Source organism: Rhizobacter sp. P3_C12 (assembly GCF_056402735.1).
In genome coordinates this window covers 1-21,494 of the sequence record NZ_JBFUGW010000019.1, presented here as the reverse complement: position 1 = coordinate 21,494, position 21,494 = coordinate 1, and the positions used below count along the sequence as shown (strand labels likewise).

The 21,494-nt window shown below is 67.0% G+C and carries 20 protein-coding genes; 8 read left to right on the top strand and 12 right to left on the bottom strand.

Annotated features, from left to right (window positions below; genetic code table 11):
- Positions 1-7: 7 nt before the first annotated feature.
- The 4 genes from AC1DXV_RS05515 to AC1DXV_RS05500 are packed head-to-tail and all read right to left on the bottom strand — an operon-like array spanning position 8 to position 1,813.
- Entirely contained in the window at positions 8-451 is a 444-nt protein-coding gene (locus AC1DXV_RS05515; RefSeq protein WP_477932789.1) for an SRPBCC family protein, read from the bottom strand.
- A 34-nt stretch (positions 452-485) separates the two neighbouring features.
- Entirely contained in the window at positions 486-1,124 is a 639-nt protein-coding gene (locus AC1DXV_RS05510) for a pyridoxamine 5'-phosphate oxidase family protein (RefSeq protein ID WP_477932787.1), read from the bottom strand.
- On the bottom strand, positions 1,121-1,543 hold the full coding sequence (locus AC1DXV_RS05505; RefSeq protein WP_477871556.1) for a phytanoyl-CoA dioxygenase family protein: 423 nt from the start codon (positions 1,541-1,543) through the stop codon (positions 1,121-1,123). The genes AC1DXV_RS05510 and AC1DXV_RS05505 overlap by 4 nt, the downstream gene beginning before the upstream one ends.
- Complete coding sequence (locus tag AC1DXV_RS05500; RefSeq protein ID WP_477871552.1) at positions 1,544-1,813, bottom strand: hypothetical protein; 270 nt, start codon at positions 1,811-1,813, stop codon at positions 1,544-1,546.
- 62 nt (positions 1,814-1,875) lie between these two features.
- Between AC1DXV_RS05500 and cynS the strand changes: the two genes are divergently transcribed.
- From cynS to AC1DXV_RS05460, 8 genes are all read left to right on the top strand, one after another.
- Positions 1,876-2,319, top strand: coding sequence for a cyanase (cynS, locus tag AC1DXV_RS05495; protein WP_477871550.1), 444 nt, complete (start codon positions 1,876-1,878; stop codon positions 2,317-2,319).
- Between the two features lie 138 nt (positions 2,320-2,457).
- A complete protein-coding gene (locus AC1DXV_RS05490) occupies positions 2,458-2,892 on the top strand; it encodes a hypothetical protein (RefSeq protein WP_477871549.1) in 435 nt (144 codons plus the stop codon).
- A gap of 302 nt (positions 2,893-3,194) precedes the next feature.
- Complete coding sequence (locus tag AC1DXV_RS05485) at positions 3,195-3,431, top strand: hypothetical protein (protein ID WP_477871547.1); 237 nt, start codon at positions 3,195-3,197, stop codon at positions 3,429-3,431.
- Positions 3,432-3,447: 16 nt separating this feature from the next.
- A complete protein-coding gene (locus tag AC1DXV_RS05480; protein ID WP_477932785.1) occupies positions 3,448-7,422 on the top strand; it encodes an FG-GAP-like repeat-containing protein in 3,975 nt (1,324 codons plus the stop codon).
- 8 nt (positions 7,423-7,430) lie between these two features.
- Positions 7,431-11,537: an RHS repeat domain-containing protein gene (locus tag AC1DXV_RS05475; RefSeq protein WP_477932783.1), complete on the top strand. Its 4,107-nt coding sequence runs from the start codon at positions 7,431-7,433 to the stop codon at positions 11,535-11,537.
- On the top strand, positions 11,534-12,001 hold the full coding sequence (locus AC1DXV_RS05470; protein ID WP_477865266.1) for a hypothetical protein: 468 nt from the start codon (positions 11,534-11,536) through the stop codon (positions 11,999-12,001). Before AC1DXV_RS05475 ends, AC1DXV_RS05470 begins: the two co-directional genes overlap by 4 nt.
- Positions 12,002-12,217: 216 nt before the next feature.
- A complete protein-coding gene (locus tag AC1DXV_RS05465) occupies positions 12,218-12,538 on the top strand; it encodes a hypothetical protein (RefSeq protein ID WP_477865265.1) in 321 nt (106 codons plus the stop codon).
- A 10-nt stretch (positions 12,539-12,548) separates the two neighbouring features.
- On the top strand, positions 12,549-12,953 hold the full coding sequence (locus AC1DXV_RS05460; protein ID WP_477865264.1) for a hypothetical protein: 405 nt from the start codon (positions 12,549-12,551) through the stop codon (positions 12,951-12,953).
- Between the two features lie 131 nt (positions 12,954-13,084).
- On the opposite strand, the gene AC1DXV_RS05455 is transcribed toward AC1DXV_RS05460, so the two are convergent.
- The 8 genes from AC1DXV_RS05455 to AC1DXV_RS05420 all read right to left on the bottom strand — a co-directional run.
- Entirely contained in the window at positions 13,085-13,522 is a 438-nt protein-coding gene (locus AC1DXV_RS05455) for a hypothetical protein (protein WP_477865263.1), read from the bottom strand.
- Positions 13,523-13,577: 55 nt separating this feature from the next.
- Complete coding sequence (locus AC1DXV_RS05450; RefSeq protein ID WP_477865262.1) at positions 13,578-15,701, bottom strand: TonB-dependent receptor family protein; 2,124 nt, start codon at positions 15,699-15,701, stop codon at positions 13,578-13,580.
- 37 nt (positions 15,702-15,738) lie between these two features.
- Positions 15,739-16,908: a serine/threonine-protein kinase gene (locus AC1DXV_RS05445; RefSeq protein ID WP_477932781.1), complete on the bottom strand. Its 1,170-nt coding sequence runs from the start codon at positions 16,906-16,908 to the stop codon at positions 15,739-15,741.
- A gap of 6 nt (positions 16,909-16,914) precedes the next feature.
- Positions 16,915-17,838, bottom strand: a complete 924-nt coding sequence (locus AC1DXV_RS05440; protein ID WP_477865260.1) for a PEGA domain-containing protein — start codon at positions 17,836-17,838, stop codon at positions 16,915-16,917.
- A gap of 129 nt (positions 17,839-17,967) precedes the next feature.
- On the bottom strand, positions 17,968-18,696 hold the full coding sequence (gene phnF, locus AC1DXV_RS05435) for a phosphonate metabolism transcriptional regulator PhnF (RefSeq protein ID WP_477865259.1): 729 nt from the start codon (positions 18,694-18,696) through the stop codon (positions 17,968-17,970).
- Positions 18,693-19,535 (bottom strand): phosphonoacetaldehyde hydrolase, encoded by an 843-nt coding sequence (gene phnX / locus AC1DXV_RS05430; protein ID WP_477932779.1) that lies wholly within the window; start codon positions 19,533-19,535, stop codon positions 18,693-18,695. Before phnX ends, phnF begins: the two co-directional genes overlap by 4 nt.
- Complete coding sequence (locus AC1DXV_RS05425; protein ID WP_477932777.1) at positions 19,532-20,632, bottom strand: 2-aminoethylphosphonate--pyruvate transaminase; 1,101 nt, start codon at positions 20,630-20,632, stop codon at positions 19,532-19,534. Before AC1DXV_RS05425 ends, phnX begins: the two co-directional genes overlap by 4 nt.
- 29 nt (positions 20,633-20,661) lie before the next feature.
- Positions 20,662-21,494 (bottom strand): ABC transporter permease subunit (locus AC1DXV_RS05420; protein ID WP_477932775.1); only part of this gene is annotated, 833 nt, incomplete at its 5' end.

Genomic DNA, 21,494 nt, shown 5'->3' with positions numbered 1-21,494 from the left:
CTTCCTTTCAGGCGGGCGGGTCGTGCAGGGGCGCATTGTGGCCCGCGGCCGCGGCGGATTCCAGCGCCTTCTTCATCGCCTGCAGGCCCTGCCCGATCATCGCGGCGATCGCGGGGGCCATCGCGTCGGGCAGCAGGTCGGCGATCCACACGAGGCGGCAGCGGTCGGCGCCGTCCTCGAACACCTGGACCGAGGCATTGTGGTGCGTGAGCCGGCCGCCGACGGCACTCCACACCAGCCGGCGCGTGCCGTCGTCGAGGGTGACGATCAGCTCGCGCGCCACCGCGCCGTTGGCGAAGGTCACGATGCGGGCGCCGCCCCCGTCCTCGAGCCGGCAGTCGGTGACGAAGCCGGGGACCAGCCGGGTGTGCAGCGCGCCGATGTCGCGCACTGCATCCCACAGCTCGCGGGCCGGGACGTTGATCTGGATTTCATTGCGGATCGAGGCCATGGTGTGCTCCGGTGTGCCGTGCGGATGGACTTCGTCAATACAGGGTCGTGCGCTGCCGCTCGGGCAGGTCGCGGTCGTAGGCTTCGCCGTCGATCGCCGCATCGGTGAGCGCGGCCAGCATCGCGCCGGCTGACGGCACCGCGCTGCGCACGTCCTCCGCGGGTGGCGCCCACAGCTTCGAGCGCTGCAGCGCGCGGGCGCACTGGAACAGCACGGTCTCGATGTGCACGACGATCACGCACTTCGGCGGCGTGCCGTCCATCGCGAGGCGCTGCAGCAGCGCCGGGTCGACGCTGATGCGGGCGCGGCCGTTGACGCGCAATGTCTCGCCGACGCCGGGGATCATGAACAGCAGCGCGACGCGCGGGTCGGCGAGGATGTTGCGCAGGCTGTCGATGCGGTTGTTGCCGCGCCGCTCGGGCAGCAGCAGCGTGTGCTCGTCCTGCACGGTGACGAGCGGGGCCGGGTCGCCGCGCGGCGAGGCGTCGAGGCCGTCCGGGCCGCTGGTGGCGAGCACCGCGAACGGGGCGGTTTCGAGCCAGCGGCGGTAGACCGGGTGCAGCGAGGGCGCCTCCTTGCGGATCGAGGCCTCGCCGACGGCGCCGAACAGGGCTTCGAGCGTGGCGGGGTCGCTGACGGTGAAGGGAGCGGGGGTGGTGGTCGGATCGGTCATGGTTGAACCGCATGTTGCCATCGCAAGCCGTGCGGCGGATCTGCGGGGGCGAACAGGAAGTGCAGCACCCGGCGGCGGCCGGTACCGGTGGCCTTCGACGAGGCGTGCAGCAGCAACGGGCGCATCACGAGCGCATCTCCCTTTGCCGCGCAGAGGGTGACTTCGAGACCCCGGCGGCGCAGCGCGATGGCCTCTTCGTCGTTGATGTGCCCGCGGCGATGGGTGCCGGGGATCACGCGCAGCGGCCCGTCCTGCGCCGTGCAGGGATCGAGGTGCAGGCGCACGGCGATCAGCTGCGCGAGGAAGTCGGCGGGTGGCTGGACGAACAGCGAGCCTTCCTTCTCGGACCAGGCGCGCAGGGCCGGGTGATCGACGCGCTCGGCCACCGGGATGCCGAGATCCTGGTGGGCCGGAACCAGCTAGTTGATGGCCGCGGATTTCTCGAAGAAGGTGCACTGCACGGCGACGCCGCCGGCCGGCATCCATCCGGACAGCACCGGGTGCTGCCGCAGCCGGCGGGCGAGGGCGGCGCACCAGGGCTGAGCGAGCAGGCTGCGCGTGCCTGCGCTGGCGGCGCCCAGGGCCTGGACGAGGTCTGCGATGCGGTCGCAGTCGTCCGGCGCCAGCATGGCGGGGATGAGCGCACTGCCGGTTTCCTCGAAGGACTGTGTCGTGAGCAGCATCGACATGGTGCGCGGCAGGCTAGCACGATCGTTGCTACGAGAGCTGCACCGTCCACAGGAGCAATGCCATGAGCCGCCTCGATGTCACCGAGAAGATCATCGCGACCAAGGTCGCCAAGGGATTGAAGTGGTCCGACGTGGCTGCCAAGGTCGGCCAGAGCAAGGAGTGGACGACGGCTGCCTGCCTCGGCCAGATGACGCTGACGCCGCAGCAGGCCGGCGTGCTCGGCGAGATCTTCGGGTTGAGCGATGCCGAGCAGAAGTGGCTGTGCGTGGTGCCGTACAAGGGGTCGCTGCCGACCGCGGTGCCGACCGATCCGCTGATCTATCGCTTCTACGAATTGGTCAGCGTGTACGGCACGACCTTCAAGGAATTGATCCACGAAGAGTTCGGCGACGGGATCATGAGTGCGATCGATTTCAGGATGGACCTGCAGCGCGAGCCGAACCCGGCGGGGGATCGGGTCAGCATCGTGATGAGCGGGAAGTTCCTGCCGTACAAGACGTACTGAATATTGATGAGAACGCACGTTCTTGCGAGCGGTTGAAGCTTGCACGAGAGCGCGGGCTTCAGTTAACGTACACGCTCCGCGACACAGATCGCACAAAGCAGCCAATGGCGCCGACGAGCGCCGAATCGGGAGGACACCATGAAGATCTTGAACATCGGCGCCTGCAATGCGCCGGCAATGTTGCGTCTGCCGTTGTCCTTGCGACGGATCACGTTGCAGGCCTTGCTTTTGAGCGCCATCTCGTCATGCGCCTTGAATGCCTGTGCCACCGAAGCCTATCTCACCGGTGTCTACCTGCAGTCGGTCGGTGTGATCCAGGCCAATGCGGTCGGCCACCAGGCCGGCAATTTCGAGATTCAGGTTGCAGGCGGCTTCACGGTTCCGGCGGGCATGTCGTGCAGCCCGACCTACATCACCACGCTGCGCAGCGTCGACGCCGACAAGCGCTTGTTCAGCCTGCTGTCGATGGCGGTGCTCGCGCAGAAACCTGTGACTCTGCACATCACGGACAACCCAGCCGTAACGGCGTTCAGCGGGCGCTGCAGTCTGTTCGGGGCCACGCTGGAGCGGTAATCGTATCGAGCCGGCGTCGGGAAGAGCGGGAAGTTCCGGCCGCACGGCACGTCATGAATATTGATGAGGACAGATGCCCTTGGCCGAGGCCGAGCGCTTGCGGGATGCGGGCCGGCTCAGCTAACCTGTGCGCGGCGATCACACGGTCGCACACGACATGAAGATGCGCCCACGAGCGCTCGATGGAGGGATCTCATGAGGATCAGGATCAGCGTCCGTAGGGCGTGGCCCACCCATTTCAATTCGTTCGATCTTGCTGATGCCGACGCGCTGCGTCGCAACCCCTGACCGCCATGAAGACCATGAAGAAACTGCTTGCGTTCCTCACGATGTATGCCCTTGCCTTGCCGGCTTTTGCGGAGGCGGCCTGCGACTGGGAGATCTCGGGTGCGCACATCACCGCCACGGACCAGGCCACGGTGCAAGCCAACAACAAGGCCATCTATGCGCTGCTGCTGGCATCCAAGCTCAGCGACTCGACGGTGCGCATGTTCGGCAGCAATGCCGGATGCCTGGTGAAGTTCATCTATTCGGCCTGAACGACAGAACCAACCCATGAACGTGTCCTTCTTCTCGCGGGCAGATGCCCGGCTGGCCAGGTTTGCAAGTGCCGCGCCGCGCATGCTGGCGATGGTGATGTCCGCAGTGGCGCTGAGCGCATCGGCGCAAGGGCTGGTCGTCAGCGAGAGCGGGCAAGCCGTTTTCAGCTACCCGATCGTCGTGCCGCCCGGTGTAGCGGGGATGGAGCCGAAGCTGAGCCTGGTCTACAACAGCGGCGGCATGAACGGGCCGATGGGAGTCGGCTGGTCGGTGCAGGGCCTGTCGCAGATCACCCGCTGTCCGAAGATCGAGCCGGTGCCGGTCGGCGCGTCGTACAAGCCGCGCATCGTCCCGGTGGCCTATGTTCCGGACGACAACCTGTGCCTCGATGGGCAGCGGCTCGTCAAGGTCGTGAAGGGCAGCGGCTCGTTCGTCGGCGAACCGGCTGCCGACCAGAGCCAACCGTCGCTCGGTGTGGCAACCGGGGCGGTGGAGTACCGGACCGAGAACGACGGTTTCTCGCGCATTCGTGCCAGCGGCTTTGCATCAACCTCCATCGGCGCCTCTGCAGGCCCGGGCACCTTCACGGTTCAGACCAAGGCCGGCCTGACGCAGGTCTATGGCCTGGTCACGGTCGGCACGGCGCCGACGAGCGATGGCGTCGTCAAGGCAGTCGGCGGTGCAAAGGCGGGTGTGGCCACGGCGTGGCTGCTGAAGACGGTGACCGATTCGGCCGGCAATGCCATCGAGTTCCAGTACGACAACACCGTGCGCACCTGGGGAACCGGGCCGAACGGCACGGCGACCGCCGGTGGCGAATGGAACCTGCAGGCGGTCTACTACGGCTGCAACTACGGCGTGAACCAGGCGTGCACGGCACGGCACAAGGTTCAGTTCAACTACATCGAGCGCTCGGACAAGGCAGAAGCCTTCCACCTCGGTGCCAAGGTGGTCAGCACGCGCCTGCTGTCATCGGTGGGCGTGTGGACGGCCAGCGGCACCGCCGTACGCAACTATCAGCTGGTCTACACGACCTCGGACGCATCGGCCCGCCAGTTGGCGACCAGCATCAAGGAGTGCGCCGGCAACGCTCAACTGACCTGCATGCCGGCCACGCGGTTCACGTACAGCCCGCTCAGCGGCTATGCCGCGTCGACGGCGTTCAACCTCGGTGGCTTGCCGCTGTCCAGCGCCGATGGCAGCCGCGGCGCCCTCACCGGCGACTTCAACGGCGACGGCAAGACCGACATCCTGTGGTGGCGCAAGGATGCTGGCGCGCCCGTCATGCAGATGGTCTGCGTGAACGATGTCTGCACCGCCCAGCCCTCCGGCAGCTACTACCTGAACGAACTCTGGCTGGCCGACGCGAAGGTGCCTGGCAAGTTCAACAAGGTGCCGGACATCGGTGAGGTGGGTCGTATCCGGCTGGGAGGCCGGTTCGACGGCAACGCCGAGAACGACACGGTCGACGTGATGGTCACCGACATCAACGGCGATGGCCGCGCCGACCTGGTCCGGCTGTGCAAGTCGGGCAACACCTCGTGGTGTCCGGCCAAGCTGCGCATGTGGCTGTCCGTCTCGGACAACGACCCGACCGTGACAGCCACCTACGGGCAGTTCGTCAACCTGCCCAACCCGGCCGCCGGCGTGCAGGGGCCATTGTTCGCCGCCGCCGGCACGGCCTTTGGCTACGTCTGCCAGGACAAGGCCTCCGGCAACGTGCCCCCCGTGGACGAACCACCCGACATCTGGCACCAGTCGTATGCGAAGGATGCGTACTGGCAGGACTTCGACGGCGACGGCCGGCTCGACCTGATCACGATGGACGTGCTGCAGACGTCGGCCGGGCCCGGCTGGGCTTCCTGCCCGCAGGTGCCGACCTTGACGCCGAGCTTCCAGACCATGCGCTACTACGTGGGGCGCGGCAACGGCCAGTTCGAGCTGAAGCAGACCGTCACGATGGCTACGCCGCACCGCACCGGCACGGTCAAGGGGGTGGGCGGCATGTCGTACGGCGAGGTGCTCGACGTCAACGGCGACGGCAGGCTGGATCTGCTGTTTCTCGGCAGCCGATGGATGCAGGACGGAAGCGGCAACTTCCAGGAGCTGACGGGTACCGTCGGCACAGCGCCGGGGAGTCCGCGCATGCTGATCGTTGATGCGAACGGCGACGGCAAGAGCGATGTCATCCTGATGGACCCGACGGCGTCGCGCACCATCCCGAGCCCGATTCCCGACGGCGTGACGGGCAAGACGGCCGTGAATGTTGCGGCGAACCCCTACGAAGCGCAGCTGTACATCAACCAGGGCGACGGGAATTTCGCGCTCGACAACAGGCCACTGGCCGGCCCGTACGCGATGGGTCGCGTCGACYACTGGACGCAAGGCGATTTGCACACGCCACACAGCGGTGCACCGCGTCACTTCGCCTTTGGCAGCGGCGGCAGCGGCTCGGTGCCGATGGACATCAACGGCGACGGCCAGACCGATTACATGGTCTGGATCGGCGACAACGATCGACACGAGCTTGCTTTCTACACGAGCCTGTCTGGCACCGATGCAGGCAAGACAGACAGCTCGGTCCCGGGCGTGTCCTCGACAAGCCGCGGGGCTGCGAACCTGCCGGAGATGATGACCGGCGGAGCGTTCTTCTACGCTGGAGACTTTCTGGGTCTGGGGTCTACGGGCTTCTTGCGCGTGCAGGACGGCAGCAGCAACACGCTGTGGTACCGGAACGGCATACCGCCCGACATGATGACCTCCGTGGCGAACGTGTCCGGGGTGGGCACGGCCATCACGTACGCCTCGACCGGCGTGGCCAGCGATGGCATCGCGGTGGGTCAGGGGAGCACCAGCGTCGGTGCTGCCGTGTATGCCGACACGCGCCCCGCGTTCGACCTGAGCGGCGTAACGGACCCGCAGGCTGCAGCCGACCTGGTGGGGGCCCATACCTGGCCCACCTTGCACCTTCACCCAGCGCAATGGCTGGTGTCCCGCACGCAGCAAGCCAGCGGCACCCGAGTGCCCGACGCAAGCGGCCTGCAGGTGACCACCGCCTTCGCGTATGTCGGCATGAAGTCCGACCTGTCCGGCGGCGGCAGCCTCGGGCTGGAGGCCGTCACCAAATACTTCCCCTACGCGAGCGGCGGCATGATGGCCAGCACCACCGAGTACCTGCAGCCGCTCAACGGGTCGGCCAACTCGCAGGACGGCACGCAGCGCAAGCAGTTCGTCGGCATGCCGAAGTGCAGTTTCACGCGCTACCTGAGCAGCTGGACGCCGAACGTGCTGAAGCCGATCGACGTGGACGACAGCCGCAACACCCGCCCCGGTTCGCCGCGGCAGCGTCCGTTGTCGGTGGGCTCCGGCACGTCGTCGGGCAGTGGCCCGAACGTCCACAGCGAGTGCTTCGAGGGCGACAGCAAGTCGGGCAGCGCCTGGTCCGCCGACATCATCGGCATGACGAACTACACCTACTGCGATGTGCAGGCGCAGGCCAATGCCGGTGTGGCCACGATGGACCAGCCGTGTGCGAGCACGTCGTTGGTGAAGCGGCCGTACCAGGTTCGTTCTGTCGAACGGAAGTGGGACCTGACGACGCGGTCGCTGCTGATCAGCAAGACCGACACCGTCAACACGGCGATGACGGTCTATGGCGATGTCAGCAACGCAACGATCACGACCACCGGCTACGGCGTGGGAGGTCCGGCCGGGCGGGACCAGATGGTGACGAAGACCACGAAGAACACCTATCTGAGCGTGGACGACGGCACGGAGCGCTTCATCAGCGGCGACAAGTGGTTCCTCGGCCGGCTGCAGTCCAGCAAGGTGACCTCCAGCACGTCGGCCACTCAACCGCCCGTGCAGAGCAACGCCGGCCTGAGCGACATCGCGAAGGCGACGCAGGATCCTGCGTTGAACGGCACGCCGCCGAAGCTGATCCGGCCTGAAGTGCTGATGAGCATCCTGCAGATGTTGTTGGAAGACTGAGCACCGCCATGGCTGATTTCCACAAAGCTCTCCCCCGCCTGCTGGGTACCCTGGCCGCTCTGGTGCTGCTGTGCGCGAATGCGCTGGCGCAGACCTTGCCTGCGCCAGTCTTCGAGGAGGAGCGTTCCAGCGAGTTCAAGTACGACGATGCGACCGGGCTGCTGATCGAGGAGAAGATCGAGCCGAACAAGGCCGCGCTGTGCGTCGTGACCAGCTACCAGCTGGATCCGTACGGCAACCGGAAGCAGACGACGACTTCGAATTGCGCAGACGCATCGTTGCAGCGCGTGGCGAGCGCGTCGTACAGCAATGCCGCTCAGCCGGATGGCACGCTCAACGGCAGCTATGCCACCAGTGTCTGGAACGCTCTGAACCACACCGAGACCAAGCTCGTGGACCCGAGGTTCGGACTAGCGACATCGCAGACCGGCCCGAATGGCCTGACGACGACGTGGGAGCTCGATGCGCTCGGCCGCAAGGTGAAGGAGGCGCGGGCCGACGGCAGCTTCAGCCGGGTGTGGTTCTGCTATGTGTCGCCGGCCATCTTCGACCAGAGCAGCAACTCGCCGGGCTGCCCGGGGTCGGGCGGCACGCAGATGGACAACCCGCCTGCGAAGGATCCGATGCCCGCGAACGCGATGAGCTTCGTGCACACGCAGTCGTACGGCGCCGATGGCACGGTCAGCGGGCCGTGGACCCGTGTCTACCAGGACGTGCGCGGCCGGACGATGCGCAGTGTGACGCAGGCGTTCGATTGCGATCCCGGAAGCGCCGCGGCGACATGCAGGCTGATCGTGGCCGACACGTTCTACAACCAGAACGGTGCGACGGTGCTGACGACGCAGCCGTACTTCCTGGACACGCTGAGCTCGGGCATCAACGGCAGCGGCTACGGTTTCACGTACACGCAGTTCGACGTGATCGGCCGACCGCTGGCGGTGTACACGGCCGACAACGGCGAGGGCAGCGAAGGGATCACCGACGCGGGCGCGATCGCGGAGCTCAATGCCTTCGGTCGCGCGCCGGGTGCGATGCAGTTCATGGTGGTGCGCTACGCCTACGAGGGCGCGAAGACGACGGTGACGCGGCGCGGCCGGCCCATTCAAGGTCGACCCGAAACCGCAGTTCAGACCGACGTCCAGTGGCGCGACGCGCAAGGCCATGTGGTGCTGGCCGAAGATGCGCAGCACGCGCAGACGGCGTTCCTGTACGACGCGCAGGGCAGCCTGGTGACGACGGTGGACCCGCTCGGCAACCGCGTGGAGATACGCTACGACGGGCGAGGCCGCAAGACGGCGATGCTGGACCCGAACAAGGGCTACTGGACATACGGCTACAACGCGCTCGGCGAGCTGACATCGCAGCAGAGCCCGAACCAGCTTGCGGCAGGCACGAGCAGCACGCTGCGCTATGACGTGCTGGGGCGGCTGGTCGAGAAGCTGACGCCGGATTTCAAGACCACCTACTTCTACGACACGGTCAACGGCGCGTCGAACGGCACCGCCTGCCTGTCCGCCGCCGGCGGCGGCGCGAACGCGACCAAGGGCAAGCTGTGCGGCAGCAGCACGACACACGGCGTGGTGCGCTCGGCGGTGTACGACCGCTACCTGCGGCCGGTGAGTGCCACGACGGCGATCAGCCCGGACCCGCGCTACGTGCAGAAGACCTTCTCGCAGAGCCTGGAGTACGACGCGAACTTCGGCCGGCTCGTGAAGCAGAGTTGGCAGACCGGCGTGAGCGTGCAGTACGGCTACACGGCGCTGGGTGCCTTGCAGACGGTGCACAACGGCAGCGGCTACGCGTACTGGACGGCRCAGCGGGTGAACGCCTGGGGCAAGGTGGAAGACGCGCAGCTGGGCCATGGCGTGAACACCCACACGCGCTTCGATCCGATGAGCGGGCGAGTCACTGATGCGGCGGCGGGCACCGGTACCGACATCGGAGATCCGACGCTGACGGAGGTGTTCAAGCACCAGTACGTGTGGGATACGCTGGGCAACCTGATCCGGCGCGTCGACATCAATGGGGCCGGGACCAACCTGAATGTGGGCGAGTGGTTCGACTACGACAGTCTGAACCGGCTGACGCAATACCAGGTGACGAACCCGGGCGGCGTGACCCAGGACGTGACGCTGGCCTACAACGCGATCGGCAACATCCTCTCCAAGAGCGATGTCGGCTCGTACATCTACCCGGCCAGCGGCCAGCGCCTGCCGCATGCGGTGAGCGCGATCCGCCCGCGCGCCGGTGGGCCGACGTACAACGCCGACTACGAGTACGACGCGCAGGGCAACCTGACACGGGCCCTGGGCGACGCGCGGTACCGCAGCGTGCGCTACAACAGCTTCAACCTGCCGCAGGGCGACGGGGTTACGCCGGGCATCGTCGGCGTGGGCAGCGGCGGTGCGGCAGCACCGACCTACGACTGGGTGTACGGCGAGACCGAACAACGCCTGGTCGAGTTGCGCAAGACCAGCCGCGGCACGCGCACGACCTGGACCTTGCACCCCGATGGCGCGAACGGCCTGGGCTACGAGCAGGAGACCGACGAGAACGGGGTGACGACGAACCGGCACTACATCTCGGCGGGCGCGACGACGGTGCTGCTGACGACGACGGCCGCGGYGCCGGCGACGACGAGCAAGCTGGAGTACTGGCACAAGGACCACCTCGGCTCGACGGTGGCGGTGACGGTGGCCGGCGGAGCCGACTGGCGCAGCGTGGTGAAGACGATCCGCTACGCCTATGACCCGTGGGGCAAGCGGCGGTATGCGAGCGGTGCAACCGATCCGGCCAACGCGCTGATCGGTGACTACCACGGCGGCGCACCGGACGCGGCCAGCGGCACGGACCGCGGTTTCACCGGGCACGAGCACCTGGACGACCTGGGCGTGATCCACATGAACGCGCGGCTGTACGACCCGCTGATCGGGCGCTTCATGCAGGCCGACCCGGTGGTGGGCGATCCGTTCGACATCCAGACCTACAACGCGTACAGCTACGTCTACAACCAGCCGTTGAACACGGTGGATGCGAATGGGAAGTGTCCGGTGTGCATCGGGGCCATCGTGGGCGCGATAGCGCTGCATGCCATGGGCATCATCGACCAGCAGCAGATGCGGATGGTGGTGAGCATTGCGGTGGCGGCATGGCTTGGGCCGGGAGCCGGCCCGTCATCGTGGCCCGCCGCGGGACAAGCTGCGGCAGCGGGATTCGTGTCGGGGGCGATTGCGACCGGCGACTTCAACGGAGCAGCGCAGGGTGCGTTCACGTCGCTCGCATTCTATGGAGCGGGCAGCTTGGGGAATAGCCTGAGCAGCACGGCAGCAGCCTCAGGCGAGACAGAGATGGCTGCGTACTGGAGTGAGAAGGGCCTGGGTCGCACGATGCTGCATGCCGGAGTCGGCTGCATCACGAGCGTGACGGGTGGGGGAAGGTGCGGCGCCGGTGCTGCGTCAGCCGGGGCATCGCAGTTCCTGGGGGCCCGGTTGAACGTCGGCGAGCGGGCGGCCGACACCTTCATCCACGCGATGATTGGCGGGACGGCATCGGTGCTGGGTGGTGGGAAGTTTGCGAGTGGGGCGCAGTCAGGGGCATTTGGCTATTTGTTTAACGACTCCGCCCATGACGGGGAGGCGATGGCAAGTAGTAAGGTTTCAAGAGCTCTCTTGAGTTCCGAAATCACACTGCTGCAGTCATATTTTGGAGGGGCGGTAAATTACGGTGCCGTTTCTCTAAATTCGTGCTGTGCGCCACCAACGGCTGGCGCTATTACTTTGGAGAATAGTATAAATTTCTCGCCGGAAAACTATAGATCTGATTTCTCAACGGCCGATTCATATTCGCAGTCCGTACTCATCCATGAGATTACTCATGTGTGRCAATATCAGAATAGGGAGGTCACCGGCTACACTCGCTGGAAGGCGGCTGCTGAAAGTATTGAATACGGCCGGCAAGGAGCGTATGTTTATGAATTGGACTCGTTGAAAACATTCGCTCAGTATAGATTTGAGCAACAGGGGCAAATGATGCAGAATTATTATATTAGAAAAATAGGTGGACAAGACGTGTCCGCATTCGAGTCCGTTATATATTCAAATGGGATAAAGAAATGATTGCGTATCATCTCCTTCGTGTGCTTTTTGTTTCTCTACTCTCTCTCTCGGTATTGCCTGCTTTCTCGTATGAAAACGAGGTGAAAATCTCCATGGAGATGAATGAAAGTGGTGTGGTTGTTTTTGAATTGAAGTCGGAAGTCATGAAAATGGTTCCGGTGAATAGTCTATCGGTGACTCCGGGAGGGGTGAATTCATGGGATCTTGGCAAGCCCTCGTGGCGGTTGGAGTTGAAGCCAGGGAGTTACATTGGGTTGGATCGGGTGGTCTATGGAGAATCCATTCCGGGCTTCGAGTCAACGCTGGCTGAAGCCTTGCAACCAAATATTCATTATCTTGTTGGCGTCAGCGGCGCAGGTTTTGCAAAAGGTTTGGAATTCTATATATCGGAGAGTAAGTTCGGTCAGCGAGTAATGCATGTTTGTGTGGCGCCGAAGAGCTATCCCAACCTTGCTTGTAAATAGCAACTTGGTGACAAATCCAGCAAATGCCGATCCTCAGGCGATTCAATATTCTATGGTGGCAGAGCAGGGTGACCTCTATCCGACGATTTGTGTGAACTCGTGCATGTGAATACCGGAGAAATCTGGAAGTATTGGATGCCAGCGAGTTCGTCAAGAGTTGGTGCGATCCGAGCCATAACCGAATGAAGTATTCATCCCTCAATGGAAGGAATTGCAATGATCTTCATCAAATCGCCAATCACATTTCTGTCCAGCCTGATCGCTGGACTGGCCATGCAGGTCGCACCGTTGAACGCCAATGCGTACATCGAATGCGCCCTGACGCCGACGAAATTCTTTGTGGGGGACTCCATCCTGTGGGTGAACTATCAGGAAGGTGGCGTCGGCACCATCGCGCAGTCAGATCCTGACTTCAAACCAGTCTTCGCCGTCATCATGACGGCAATCACAACGCAGAAATCGGTTCTTGTCAGGTATCCAGACGGAGCGAGTTGCACGAGTCAACAAGACATCGTAGGAGTTTGGCTGTCGAGGTGACGGACCTTCGTTGACGAGCGCCGATCCGGGCTTGCCGACGCTTGTCGAAGAGCAAAACACTGCAACCAAAGGGAGAACTATGAAGGTCATTCATTCGGCAGTAGTTGCACTGCTTTCGATGTCCATGAGCGCACATGCCGGCACCGCCGGGCCCGTCAAGCTCAAGAACATCTACTTCATGTCAAACGGCGTTGTCATGGCGTATGTCGAGGGGCCTCGCGCCAACTTTCCCGCCTGTGCCGCAGTCGAAAGCATGCGCTTTGCCCTGAACGCTGCCACGCCGGCCGGCAAGGCACAACTCAGCGGCCTGCTCTTGGCCTATACCACCGGAAAGACCGTCTCGATTTGGGGAACGGGTGCCTGCACGGCGTGGAACGACACGGAGTCGATCGAATTCTTTGCCATCAACGACTAGTCAACCGAAGGGACCGGTGAAGGCTGCGCCGATACCTCGGCATCGACCAAGGCGGATCGGGGGTGCTGTCGCTGAAAGACTCGACACCGATCTGGAACTGAACGCTGCCCGACCGCAAGCCGGGCACTCGGTCACTCGGCCGGGTCGTACTGACTGATTTCGCAGTAGCCGCTGGCGCCAGTGCCCGACGCGTAGACTGTGGCGCCCTTCTTGCCCATCGCGAACATCATCAGTGTTGTCGCGACCATGGTCTTGTGCTCCGTCCGGATCAGCATCCACCCGCCAGGCGCGCCAGCGCAATTGGTCGGCTGCCCCGCATCGACCATGATGAGCAAGCCCGCAGGAGTGCTCGTCAGGTTGGTGACGGTTCCCGTGACGTAACCCTCGGCAGCGTGCGCGCCAAGCACGGCAGTTGCCAGCGCCAGTGACAGGAGGGCCTTCAGCGCCGACGACGAGTGGGTGCTTCGCTTGAACATGTGGTGGCCCATTGCGCTTTGCCGATCGGTGTTGTCGTGTCGATGGAGTAGTTGTAGCAGCGACAGCAGTGCAGAGGTCAGGATCTTGATCATGAGTGGGTGTCTCGGCGTGGCGCGGAATTACCGCCGCAATTGTCCGCGGCGCGGGTCAGAATTTGTAGCTTCCCGAGAAACCCACCATCCAATTGCGCCCCGGTGCCGGCTCGAAATAGCGGGCATTGCCCTCGTTGACGATCACCGACCCCGCATAGGTGCGATCGAACAGGTTGTCGACCCGCGCGAAGCTGCTGAATTGCCAGGCGCCGAGGGGCAGCACATGCCCGACGCTCGCACCGACGGTGGCCTGCCCGGCCGCCGCATCCGAATTCAAGTCATTGACGAACACCTTGCTGAGCGCCCGCACGTCGACCCCCGCGCGCCAGCCCTGCGGCGGCGCCCACGCCAGGCTGGCCTGCAAGCTGCTGCGCGCGATGCCCGGAATGCGCTGCCCCGACGCGATCTCGACGTTCGGTGCCGCACACGGCGTCACCGTGCAGGTCATGAACGCGTCGCGGTAGCGCGCATCGAGCCAGGTGGCCGCTGTCTGCGCCTTCCACGGCTCGGGCAGCGCCGCGACGGCGCTGAGTTCCARCCCGCTGCGCCGCGTGCTGCCCGCGTTCTGGAAGGTCGATCGCCCACCGGTGTTGGTCAGCGTGACGATCTCGTCCGAGGTGCGGGTCTGGAACACCGCGGCGTTGAACTCGCCGATGCCRTCCAGCCGGCTCTTCACGCCGAACTCCAGGCTGCGGCTCGTCGCCGGCCGCAGCGCGAAGTTCAATCCCGTCGCACCGTTCGGCCGGTAGCTCAGCTCGTTCAGCGTCGGCGTCTCGAAGCCCTTGCCGGCCGTCGCATACAGGTGCACCGAGCGGCTCGCGGCCCACAGCACGCCCAGCACAGGCAAGGTCGCGCGATGGTCGGCGCGGCCGCTGTCGTCGGGGTTGGCACCCACGATGTAGTTGTCGTGCGATTCGAAGCGCACGCGGCTGTGCCGCACGCCGGCGTTCAGCGTCCAGTCGGCCGCCGGCTGCCATGACGCCTGCAGGTACGGGTCGATGTTGCTGACGAAGTTGGTCTCGTCGCGCCGCATCGCGCCGCGCTGGCCGCGCTCGGGCGTTGCAGCACTGCCGCTGTAGTTGAGATACCCCTGTCGCAGTTCGCGCAGCCTGTCGTATGCCAGCCCGCCGATCAAGGTCAAGGGCTGATCGGCCATCGAGGTCTTCGTCGTCCAGCGCCAGTCGGTGCCGCTGTAGTCGCGCCGCAGGTCGATCACGCCGCCCGGGTGCAGCGCGTTGTTCGCCTGCGTCGCCACCGGAATGGCCTGGAACTGCTCGGTGCGCCGGTGCCCGCCGTACACCATCACCCGCAGCGAATGGGCCGCCGACACCCGCCGATCGAGCACGATGCCGGCCTGCGTCTGCGAGACCGTCTTGCGCGTGTCGAAATCGGTCGCCACCGGGTCGGCGCTGCGCGGATCCGCATCGAACGCAGCCCGCGTCAGCCCGAGCGGATCCTGCGCGAACGGCAGCGCGACGCTGTTCAGCACCACGCTCCATCGCGTGTCGTCGTCCGCCCGCCACACCAGCTTCGCGTTGCCGATGTCGCGCCGCGCGGCGCCGTGGTCGCGGTAGCCGTCGGTCTCGAAATGGCTCGCGCTCAGCAGGTAGCTCAGCCGGCCCTCGGAGCCCGACAGCTTGCTGCTCGTGCGCATCGCGCCATCGCTGCCGCCCGCCAGGCCGAAACTCAGCGCCGGCCGGCCGACACCCTCTTCGGTGAACACCTGCAGCACGCCGCCCGACGAATTGCCGTACAGCGCCGAGAACGGCCCGCGCAGCACCTCGATGCGCTCGACCGAGTTCAGGTCGACATTGGTGATCTGGCCTTGCCCGTCGGGCAGCGTGGCCGGGATGCCGTCCACGTAGAGCCGCACGCCGCGGATCCCGAAGGTGGATCGCGCGCCGAAGCCGCGCACCGAGATCTGCACGTCCTGCGCGTAGTTCTGCCGGTCGCGCGCCTGCAGGCCGGGCACGCCGGCGAGGCCGTCGGAGAGGTTGACCTGCAGCCGCCCGTCGCGCAGCGTGTCGCCGTCGACCACGTCGATCGAGGCCGGCACGTCGAAGCGCGGCGTCTCGGTGCGGGTGGCCGTCACGGTGACGGCGGGCAGCACCTGCTGGGCCGGGGCAGAAGGGGCCAGCGCGCACAGCGCCAGCGCCGAGAAGGCGGTTCGTCGATTCATGGGCGCTCGCCGGGCCATCGACATGCCGTTGCCGGCTCTAGCCGAGCACGATCGCCACGCTGGTGAACAACGCGGCCGCCAGCGTCGCCGCCAGCAGCCACGGCCCGCGGCGCCAGCGCTGGCGCGGCGGGGGCGGCGTGGCGAGCAGGTCGCCGTCGCGCAGCCGCACCAGGGCGGCCTCCGAATCGAAATGCCGCGACACCGACAGCAGYGCCATGTCCGGCGCGAACGACGCGCGCGTCATCGACTGCGTCGTCGCGAAGCTCTGCGCCAGCGGCGTGAACGAGGTCATCGAGACGCCGGCGCCGAGCGGCGTCTCGCCGTCGGCCGCCTCGTCGGCGCTCGCGTCCGCCAGGCTGCTGCGGCAGGCCAGCAGGTCGGCGGCCAGCGCCTCGGCGCTCTGGTAGCGGTCGGCCGGCTGCTTGGCCAGCGTCTTCGCGACGATCAGGTCGARCACCACCGGCACGTCCGGGTTCAGCCGGCTCGGGATCGCCGGCTCGGCGTGGCCGATCGCGTACATCAGCTGGTTCACGTCGGCGCCGTTGAACGGCGTCGTGCCGGTCAGCATCTCGTGCAGCACGACGCCCAGCGAGAAGATGTCGGCCCGGTGGTCGATGTCGTTGCCGGCGATCTGCTCCGGCGACATGTACTTCGGCGAGCCGAGGATGGTGCCGGTCTGCGTGATCACGTCCGAGGTCGGGATGCGCGCGATGCCGAAATCCATCAGCTTCGCGTGCCGCCCGTGCACCAGCATGATGTTGGCCGGCTTGATGTCGCGGTGCACCACGCCCTGCGCATGCGCGACGGCGGCACCCAGCGCCACCTGGCGCACGATGTCGACCGCCATCGCGAGCGAGACCCGGCTGCTCGCCAGCCGGTCGCGCAGCTCCACGCCCTCGAGCAGCTCCATCGCGAGGTAGGCCCAGTCGCCGTCGCGGCCGACGTCGTACACCGTCACCAGGTTCGGGTGGTTCAGCCCGCCGGCGGCGCGCGCCTCCTGCTGGAAGCGCACCGCATGCTCGGCGGCGGCATCCTCGCCCATGTACAGCGTCTTCAGCGCGACCGGGCGGCCCAGCTGCTCGTCATGCGCGCGGTACACCACGCCCATCGCACCGCGGCCGAGCTCCGACTGGATGCGGTAGCGGCCCAGTTGCGGCGGGAGGCGCGGGTCGACGTGCGTGTGGATGATGGTGTCTGGAGAATTCACGGCATCTCAGTTTCCGAGCCGGCGGCGCAGGTCCTGCCAGAAGCCCGACTTGCCCTGCTTGACCGGCCTGGCCGGTTTCGGGGCCGCGACGAAGCGGTGCTGGATCGTGATGCGTTCGCCCGGCGCGACCTGAACCTCGGTACTGTACGGCGGGAACCCGGCCGCCGTCAGTTCCAGCGTGTGCGGGCCGCTCGCGAGCTCGATCTGCGTCAGCGGCGGCGTGCTGCCCTTGTGCTCGCCGTCGACCGACACCTCGGCCTGCGGCTTCACGTCGAACACGATCACCGCGCCCTGGGTCGCCTCGCGCCATTCGTCCAGCCCCCAGCGCACCGCGATGCCGCCGCCGATCAGCAGCGCGCTGCCGATGATGCCGCCCAGCAGCAGCCGGCGCTGGTACTGCAGGCTCGCCTGCGGGTTGATCGCGAACAGCTCGTGCGTGCGCACCTGGTCGTCGATCGAGGTGCCAGCCAGCTCCAGCCGGCGCGCCGCGCCCGGCGAGTTGACATCGAGCGCGTCGCGGAAACTGCGGGTGGCCAGCATGCGGCCGGGCTTGGCGAAGGTGGCGATGGCCGCCGCGGTGCTCAGCCCGTCGCCCATCAGCGCGGGGCCGCCCTGGGCATCGGTCACCAGCTTGACGGCGCCGTGGTTCAGGCCGACCACGGTGCGCCGGCTGCGGCTCTTGCGGGCCAGTCGCTGCGCGACGTCGAAAGCCACCAGCGGATCGGCGGTGATCACGATCGCGATGCCGTCGCGGGCGTCGAGCACGACGCGCTCGCTGGCAGGAACTGCGTCCAGGGCCGCCGCGGCGCGCGACTCCAGCCGGGCCTTCAGCGTCGCCTGCTCGGTCACCGACGAGCTGCCGAATTCCCGGATGCGGGCGAACACGACGCTCGCAGGCCTCGCGGTCGGGACTCGGTTTTCTTCAGGCATCGGGGGCGCTGCGTTCGGGTGGGCGATTGGAGACGCGATTGGAAACGCATTTGAGCCTACCACCGCCCCCCCACCGGTGGCGGGATGCAACCGGTTGTGCCATACGTCACGCCGATAGCGGGTGATTGCTCACGGCTCGACGACCACCTGCACCATCGCGCTGTTGAACCGGGAGATGCCGTACTCGATCGGCCGGCCCGCGGCGTCGACGTAGACGCTCTCGACAACCAGGATCGGCGTCGCCGGCGGCTGCTTCAACTGGCGCGCCACCGCCTGCTCCGGCAGCTTCGCCGTCACCCGCCCGAGGCGCCGCTCGAAGCTGCCCACGCCCAGCCGCGCCAGCGCTAAATGCGTCTTGCCGAGTTCGCGGTAGACCTGCGCGATGCCGGCAAATCGGGGCAGCGGGAAATACTGCGTGCAGACGCCGACCACCTTGTCGTCGACGACATCGAGCGAATCGACCTGCACGACGCGGCTGCCGGCCGCCAGTTCCAGCAGCGACAGCACCTCGGGCTCGGGCACCCGCTCGGCGTCGTGCGTCAGCCGGCTGGCGCCGACCCGCCGCGCCTTCGCGAGGCTGTGGGCGAAGCGGCTGCGCCGGCCGAGCGCGTAGTCGATCGCCTCCTCGCGCACGAAGGTGCCGCGGCCGTGCAGCACCTCGACCAGCCCGCGCTCGGCCAGCGCCTTCACGGCCTGGCGCACGGTGTGGCGGTTGACGCCGAAGCGGCCGGCCAGCTCCAGCTCGTTGGCCAGCCTGCCCGTCACGCGCCCGCCGAGGATGTCGTCGGCCAGCGCCTTCTCGATCTGCAGCCAGATCGAGACGCCCGCGCTGCGCGTCAGCGGAATCGCAGGGCTCACGGCCGCTCGCCGCGCGCGAGTCGCGCCTCGATCGCGTCCAGCACCGCAGGCAGCCCGGCGACGCTGTCGATCACGAAATGCGATCCGGCCTGCGCGAGCGTCGCCGCGGCGCGGCGGCGGTGCGCCTGCAGCTCGTCCGGTGCCAGCGCCTGCAGCGCCGCCAGCGTCAGGCCGGCCTCGTTGCCCGACAGCGACAACCCGACCGTCCACATGCCGGCCGCCAGGCCTTCCTCGATGCCGGGCACGGTGTCGTCGACCTTCACGCAGGCGGCGAGCTCGCCGATGCCGAGTTCGATCACGTTGGCCAGCGCCATCCACGGCCCCGGCCGGCCGCCCGGCTTCAGGTCGTCGGTTGCGACCGCATGGTCCAGCCGCAGGCCCTGTGCGGCGGCATGCGGCAGCAGCCGGTCCATCACGACGCGCGGGTAGCCGGAGCATGAGCCGAGCTTCAGGCCGCGGGCGCGCAGCGCGGTGACCATCTCCAGCGCGCCGGGGATCAGCGTCGAGTACTGCGCCACCCGCTCCACCTGCAGCGGCAKGAAGGCGGCGTACAGCGCGTCGACATCGCCGCGGCCCATCGCACGGCCGAATCGCGCCTGCCAGCGCGCGGCGACGCCGGGCTGCCGGCCGAGCGCCTGGATGTGGTCCCACTTCGCGAGGCCCATCGGCACCCGCGCCTCGGCCAGCGTGATCTCGATGCCGAAGCCGGCGAAGGCATCGATCAGCACCTGGGTTGGCGCGAACGAGCCGTGGTCGACCAGCGTGCCGGCCCAGTCGAAGATGACGGCCTGCAGCGGGCCCTGGTAGCGGCGGACGTGGCGGTACGGTGACTGGATCATGCCGGTGCTCCCATCGCGTCGAGCGCATGGCCGATCGCATCGACCGCCTGCCCGATCTCGGCGCGACCGATCGCGCCGATGCAGCCGACACGGAAGGTCTCGACTGCCGTCAGCTTGCCCGGATACAGCACGACGCCGCGCGCCTTCACGCGCTCGTAGAAATCGCTGAAGTTCCAGCCCGGCCCCGGCGGCGCATGCACCGTGACGATGATCGGCGCCTGGATGGCGGCCGGCAGGAAGCTGCGCAGCCCGAGCCGCGCGAGCCCGGCCAGCAACGCCTCGCAGTTGTCGCGGTAGCGGGCGAGCCGTGCCGGCTGGCCGCCCTCGGCGTCGTACTGATCGAGGGCTGCCGCCAGCGCGGCGAGCACGTGCGTCGGCGGCGTGTAGYGCCATTGCCCGGTCTTCTGCAGGTAGCGCCACTGGTCGTGCAGGTCGAGCGACAGTGAATGCGCACGGCCCTCGGCCTGCGCCAACGCGCTCTCGCGCACCAGCACGAAGCCCATGCCAGGCACGCCTTCGAGGCATTTGTTGCTGCTGGCGATCACCGCGTCGAAGCGCAGCGTGCGCGCCGACAGCGGCAGCGCGCCGAAGCCGCTCATCGCGTCGATCACGAGGCGCCGGCCGGCGCGCTCGACCACGTCGGCCACCGCCTGCAGCGGGTTCAGGATGCCGGTGCTGGTCTCGCAGTGGATCACGCCGACGTGGGTGATGGCTGGGTCCGCGGCCAATGCGTCGGCGACGCGCGCCGGGTCGATGGCCGCCGCCTCGCCGAAATCGAGCACCTGCACCGCGCGGCCCATCACCGCCGTCAGCCGCGCCATGCGCTGGCCGTAGGCGCCGTTCACGAGCACCAGCAGCTTGCCGTCGCGCGGCAGCAGCGTGCCGATCGCGGCTTCCACGGCGAAGGTGCCGGAGCCTTGCAGCGGCACGCAAGCGAACTCGCCGCCGCCATCGATCACGGCCAGCAGCCGGCGGCACACGTTGGCCGTCAGCGCATTGAAGCGGCCGTCCCACGAGCCCCAGTCGGTCAGCATCGCCATCTTGGTGGCGAGGCTGGTGGTCAGCGGGCCGGGGGTCAACAACAAGGGTTCGCGCATCGAAAACATCCGCAGGGAGGGAAGAGGGCTCAGGCCCGCCAGGCCTGCGAACGCCGCCCGAGCCAGGCCGCGAGCGCGTTGATCAGCAGCGTCGCGGCGAGCGAGCTCGCGACGATCAGCGTGGCCATCGCGGCGGCGGCCGCGGTGTCGCCGGCATCGTCCATGCCGAGCACCGCGATCGAGGCGAGCGTGGTGTCGGGCGTGTAGAGGAACACCACCGCGCTGACCGTCGTCATGCTGGAGACGAACAGGTAGCGCGCCACGTCCAGCAGCGCGGGCAGGCTGATCGGCAGCGTCACGCGCAGGCAGGCCGTCCACCACGGCCGCTTCAGGCTGCGCGAGACGGCCTCGATCTCGCCGTCGACCTGGCGCAGCGCGGTCACCATCGTCAGGTGCGCCGTCGTGTAGAAGTGGGCGACGCCGGCGGCGACCAGGATCGCGAGGCTGCCGTACAGCGCCGGCAGCGGGTTGCCGGGCGCGTTGAAGAAGAAGATGTAGCCGAGGCCGAGCACCAGGCCGGGCACCGCCATCGGCAGCAGCACCAGCGCGCGGATCAGCGCGGCCGGTGCGCGCGGCGCCGGGGTCTTCAGCGTCAGGTAGGCGGTGATGAAGACGAGCAGCGTGCCGGCGAGCGCGGTCAGCGCCGCCACCGTCACGCTGTTGCCGAAGGCGCCCCAGCCGCCGCCGTCGACGTGGTCGAAGTCGTAGTGCGCGAGCGTCGGCACCAGCTTGTACGGCCACAGCTGGATCAGCGAGGCGGCGACCGCGGTGCCGAGCAGCGCCAGCAGGAACAGCGAGACGGCAGCGCAGACGGCACCGAGCACGCCGTCGCGCACGCGGTTGCGCCCCGGCCGGTACGCGA

Coding starts and splice junctions, on each gene's coding strand:
- AC1DXV_RS05515 (WP_477932789.1), bottom strand. CDS start 451: ATGGCCTCGATCCGCAATGAAATCCAGATCAACGTCCCGGCCCGCGAG.
- AC1DXV_RS05510 (WP_477932787.1), bottom strand. CDS start 1,124: ATGACCGATCCGACCACCACCCCCGCTCCCTTCACCGTCAGCGACCCC.
- AC1DXV_RS05500 (WP_477871552.1), bottom strand. CDS start 1,813: ATGTCGATGCTGCTCACGACACAGTCCTTCGAGGAAACCGGCAGTGCG.
- cynS (WP_477871550.1), top strand. CDS start 1,876: ATGAGCCGCCTCGATGTCACCGAGAAGATCATCGCGACCAAGGTCGCC.
- AC1DXV_RS05490 (WP_477871549.1), top strand. CDS start 2,458: ATGAAGATCTTGAACATCGGCGCCTGCAATGCGCCGGCAATGTTGCGT.
- AC1DXV_RS05485 (WP_477871547.1), top strand. CDS start 3,195: ATGAAGAAACTGCTTGCGTTCCTCACGATGTATGCCCTTGCCTTGCCG.
- AC1DXV_RS05470 (WP_477865266.1), top strand. CDS start 11,534: ATGATTGCGTATCATCTCCTTCGTGTGCTTTTTGTTTCTCTACTCTCT.
- AC1DXV_RS05465 (WP_477865265.1), top strand. CDS start 12,218: ATGATCTTCATCAAATCGCCAATCACATTTCTGTCCAGCCTGATCGCT.
- AC1DXV_RS05455 (WP_477865263.1), bottom strand. CDS start 13,522: ATGATCAAGATCCTGACCTCTGCACTGCTGTCGCTGCTACAACTACTC.
- AC1DXV_RS05440 (WP_477865260.1), bottom strand. CDS start 17,838: ATGCCTGAAGAAAACCGAGTCCCGACCGCGAGGCCTGCGAGCGTCGTG.